The organism is Lentzea sp. NPDC060358 (genome assembly GCF_042725365.1).
Taxonomy (GTDB): Bacteria; Actinomycetota; Actinomycetes; order Mycobacteriales; family Pseudonocardiaceae; genus Lentzea.
Genome location: NZ_JBHXCW010000399.1, coordinates 1 through 4127 on the forward strand (window position 1 = coordinate 1; position 4127 = coordinate 4127).

Here is a 4127-nt window from a genome sequence, read left to right on the forward strand (position 1 = left end):
GTTGTGAGGAGAACTCTACACCCCCCGAAAACCGCTTTTCCACCACCCCATCTTAACCGCGTTCTCGCAGGCCACAGGGGGCACGGCCGGCATCGGGGCCCACTTCCGCCGCGAAGGCGGAAACCGCGCCGCGGAACCGGCCGGGAGGTCGCGCAAAAGCAAGAAGCCCGGAACCAGATGGTTCCGGGCTTCTGCCTTGTAGCGGGGACAGGATTTGAACCTGCGACCTCTGGGTTATGAGCCCAGCGAGCTACCGAGCTGCTCCACCCCGCGTCGGTAATAGGAACCTTACGCGGGGCGGAGCGGTTGATGCAAATCGGGAGGTCAGCCCGACGGTGTGGGGCTCGGCACAACCGAGGACTGGCTGGTCGCCGGCGGTGCGCCCGCACCGTTGTTGTACTGCTTGAACCTCTTCATCGCGTCGTCCAGGCGCCCGTAGGCCTGGCCGAGCTCGGTGAAGTTGCCGCTCTGCTGGGCCTTGCGGACATCGGCCAGTGCCGTGTCGATGTCGTTGATGGCCTTCTGCAGCTCAGGGCTCAACGTGCTGTTGTTGCCGTTGGCGGGCGGCGTCGACGACGGTGGCGTGGACGTCTGGCCGTTGCCGTTGCCGTTGTTGTCGCTCGGCGGCGGCACGACCGCGCCGGCGCCGCTGAGCACCTGGTCCAGCGCCTCGTTCAGCGTGGACGCGTAGCCGACCCGGTCGCCGTACCAGACGAGCACCTTCGACAGCTGCGGGTACGACGTGTTGTTCGACGCGCGTTCGATGTAGACGGGTTCGACGTAGAGCAGCGCGCCGCCCAGCGGGAGCGTGAGCAGGTTGCCGTAGACGACGGTCGTCTTCTGCTGGGTGAGCAGGTTGAGCTCACGGCTGACGTTGTCGGACGTGAGGAATTGCGTCTGGATCTGCTGCGGGCCCTTCGCGTCCTGGCTGAGCTGCAGGACGCTGATCTTCCCGTAGTTGTCCGGGTCGGAGCCGACCGAGACGTGGGCGGCCATGAACTCCCGGTTCTCGCGGACGAGCGGGCTGGTCAGCTGGAAGCGGACCTTGCTCGGGTCGCTCGGGTCGCCGGCGAGGACGTAGAACGGCGGCTGGGCGTCGCGGCGCTTGCTCGCCGCGTCGCGCTGGGCGTCGGCCGTCGTCACGTTGTCGATCGTCGGGTCCTGCGGCGGTGCCCAGTAGGCGACACCGGAGTAGAAGTCCGACGGCGACGAGACGTGGTACTTCGACAGGATCTGCCGCTGCACCTTGAACAGGTCCTCGGGGTAGCGGAAGTGCTGGCGCAGCTCGTCCGAGATCTCGCTGCCCGGCTTCACCGTGCCCGGGAAGACGCCCATCCACGCCTTGAGGACCGGGTCCTTGTCGTCGATCTGGTACAGGCTGACCGTGCCGTCGTAGGCGTCCACAGTGGCCTTGACCGAGTTGCGGATGTAGTTGACGGGCTTGTTGACCTGCGAGATGACGACGCCGTCCGCGGTGAGCGAGTCGTTCGTCGCGTCACCGAGCTGCGTGCGCTGCGCGTACGGGTAGTTCTCGAGCGTGGTGTAGCCGTCGACGATCCAGGTGATCCGGCCGTTGACGACGGCGGGGTACGGGTCGCTGTCGACGGTCAGCCACGGCGCCACGGCCTGCACGCGGTCGCGCGGGGTGCGCTTGAACAGGATCTTCGACTCGTCGGCGATCGACTGGTTGAAGAGGATGTTCCGCTCGCCGTAGTACGCGGCGAACGCCAGCTTGTTGAACAGGTTGCCGATCGGGACGCCACCGCTGCCGGTGTAGGTGTAGGACTTGGCGTCGGTGTCGTACTCGGCCGCCGAGCCGTCCGGCCTGCCGCCGACGATCGAGTAGTCGTTCGCGCCGAACAGCTCGCCGAAGTACGTGCGGGGCTGGTCGACCTTGATGCCGTTGGCGACGTTGCCGACCTCGCCGTTGGACTTGACCTCACCGGTCTTGAAGTCCGGGTAGCCGCCGTTGGTCTCGTCGGCGATCGCGTTGACCTTGTTCGCCTCGGCGTAGACGAAGCCGTTGCCGTGGGTGTAGATGAGGTGCTGGTTGATCCAGTCGCGCTGGCCCTGGGGCAGGCTGTCGAGCTTCAGCTCGCGCACCGCGACGATGTAGTCGCGCAGCTTCCCGTCCACTGTGTACCGGTCGACGTCGAGCTTGTTCGGGAACCCGTAGAACGGCCGCAGCTGCTGGAACTGCGTGAAGGTCCGCGAGAGCACGGCCGGGTCGAGCAGGCGGATGTTGCCCAGGGTGGCCGCGTCGTTGGTCTTGATCTGGTCGTTGCTGATGTTCTGCTTGCCCTCGTAGGGCTTGGTCTCGACCTTGTCCTCGGTGAGCCCGAACGACTGCCGTGTCGCCGCGATGTTCCGCTTGATCGACTCGGCTTCCTTCTGGATGGCGTTCGGCTTGACCGAGAACTGCTCCAGCACCGCGGGCCACGCGGCGCCGACGAGCACGCTCGACAGCACCAGCAGCACGGTCGCGATGGCCGGGAGCTGCACGTTGCGCATGAACGCGCCCGCGAAGAACGCCACGGCGCAGAACACCGCGATGCACAGCAGGATCAGCTTGGCCGGCAGCACCGCGTTGAGGTCGGTGTAGCTCGCGCCGACGAACTTCTCGTTCTCGTGCAGCAGCAGCTCGTACCGGTCGAAGAAGTACGCGACGGCCTTCAGCAGCACGAACGTGCCGGCGACGAGCGCGAGGTGCAGGCGGGCGGGCCCGGAGAGCTGACCGCCGCGACCGGCCAGCCGGATGCCGCCGAAGAGGTAGTGCGCGATCACCGCGCCGATGAACGACACCGCGGTCGCGATGAACAGCCACGACAGCAGCCACTCGTAGAACGGCAGCTGGAACGCGTAGAAGCCGATGTCGTGCCCGAACTGCGGGTCGGTCACGCCGAACGGCTGCGAGTTGAGGAAGAGCTGGATCTCCTGCCAGTTCGCCTGCGCCGACGCGCCCGCGATCAGCCCCACGAAGACGGGGATGCCGATCGAGAACAGCCGCATCCGCCGCATCACGACCGTGCGGTAGCGCGCCACCGGGTCGTCCGGGCCCGAGACCGGCACGAAGACCGGCCGCGCCCGGTAGGCGAGGTAGAGGTTGAGCGCGACGATGCCGCCGACGACGGCCCCGACGGCCACGAACAGCCCGAGCCGCGTGAGCAGGACGGTGCTGTAGACGTCGCGGAACTTCACCTCACCGAACCACAGCCAGTTCACGTAGGTGTCGAGCAGCCGCGATCCTGTGATGAGACCGAACAGGAGCACGACTCCGACGATGAGCAGTATTCGGCTGCGCCGGGACAGTTTCGGCAGTCCGACCGGAGGCCGTGTGGCCACGAGGCACGCTCCTGGATCGCGGTAAATCGATACGTACGTTTAGTCCAACTCTACGGACGACGCCCTGGGTTCCCGTGAAGTCCGCAGTCTTACGATGACACGCGTGTCAGCGAGTGAAACGCCAGCGGTCATCCTCCCGACGGTCGCCCGCGAGGTAGAGGAGTTCGTAGCGGCAGGCGGCTGGGAGCAGCCACCGCAACTCTTCGCCCTCGTGGCCACCTCCGAGCTGCTCTCCCAGCAACCCGAGCTGGCGGGCCAGCTCGACCCGGAGTCGAGCCCGCTCACCCCGATCGCCCAGGACGCCCTCGAAGGTGATCTGGGCGACGCGCTCGCGGGCATCGAGTGGCCGCCGGCCGTGACGGGCTGCGCCCTGGCGCAGGAGATCGTGGTCCTGCCGCCGGAGGCGGAGACCGAGCTGAGCCACGGCGAACTCGACGACGAGGCGGCCCGCAGGTTCGCCGCGGAGCACCCGTCCCGCCGCGAGGCGCGCCTGGTGGCGGCCGTGCTGCGCGACGGGTCCGTCTCCTGCGTGCTGCGGCTGCGCGGCACGGTCGAGGTGCCGGAGGAGGTCGTCGAGCACCCCGAGCTGGCGCCCAACCTCACCGACGCCCTGCTCGCCACGCTGCGGCCCTAGTCGTCACGCCCCCAGGCTGGCACAACACCGGCAGGGGGAAGTGCCGGGGTTGTCATCTCGTTGTGCGGTGTTCGCGGCGAGCGGACAGCGCGCCGGCCGGTCCCGCAGACGCCGAGGACCCCGCCGCGCCGTCCGGCAGCGCGCGGGGTCC

General features: G+C 67.8%; 2 protein-coding genes and 1 tRNA gene. 1 reads left to right on the forward strand and 2 read right to left on the reverse strand.

What is annotated here, in order from left to right; genetic code table 11:
- Positions 1–199: 199 nt before the first annotated feature.
- Together ACFWGZ_RS39910 and ACFWGZ_RS39915 are read right to left on the reverse strand one after the other, a co-directional pair.
- Positions 200–273, reverse strand: a tRNA-Met gene (locus ACFWGZ_RS39910).
- Positions 274–324: 51 nt separating this feature from the next.
- Complete coding sequence (locus ACFWGZ_RS39915) at positions 325–3342, reverse strand: UPF0182 family protein (RefSeq protein ID WP_382456787.1); 3018 nt, start codon at positions 3340–3342, stop codon at positions 325–327.
- A 94-nt stretch (positions 3343–3436) separates the two neighbouring features.
- On the opposite strand from ACFWGZ_RS39915, the gene ACFWGZ_RS39920 reads away from it, so the two are divergent.
- Positions 3437–3976 (forward strand): PPA1309 family protein, encoded by a 540-nt coding sequence (locus tag ACFWGZ_RS39920; protein WP_382456788.1) that lies wholly within the window; start codon positions 3437–3439, stop codon positions 3974–3976.
- Positions 3977–4127 lie beyond the last annotated feature (151 nt).

Bases quoted from the DNA above. Each gene is read 5' to 3' on its own strand.
- ACFWGZ_RS39920 (WP_382456788.1), top strand. From the start codon at position 3,437: ATGACACGCGTGTCAGCGAGTGAAACGCCAGCGGTCATCCTCCCGACG.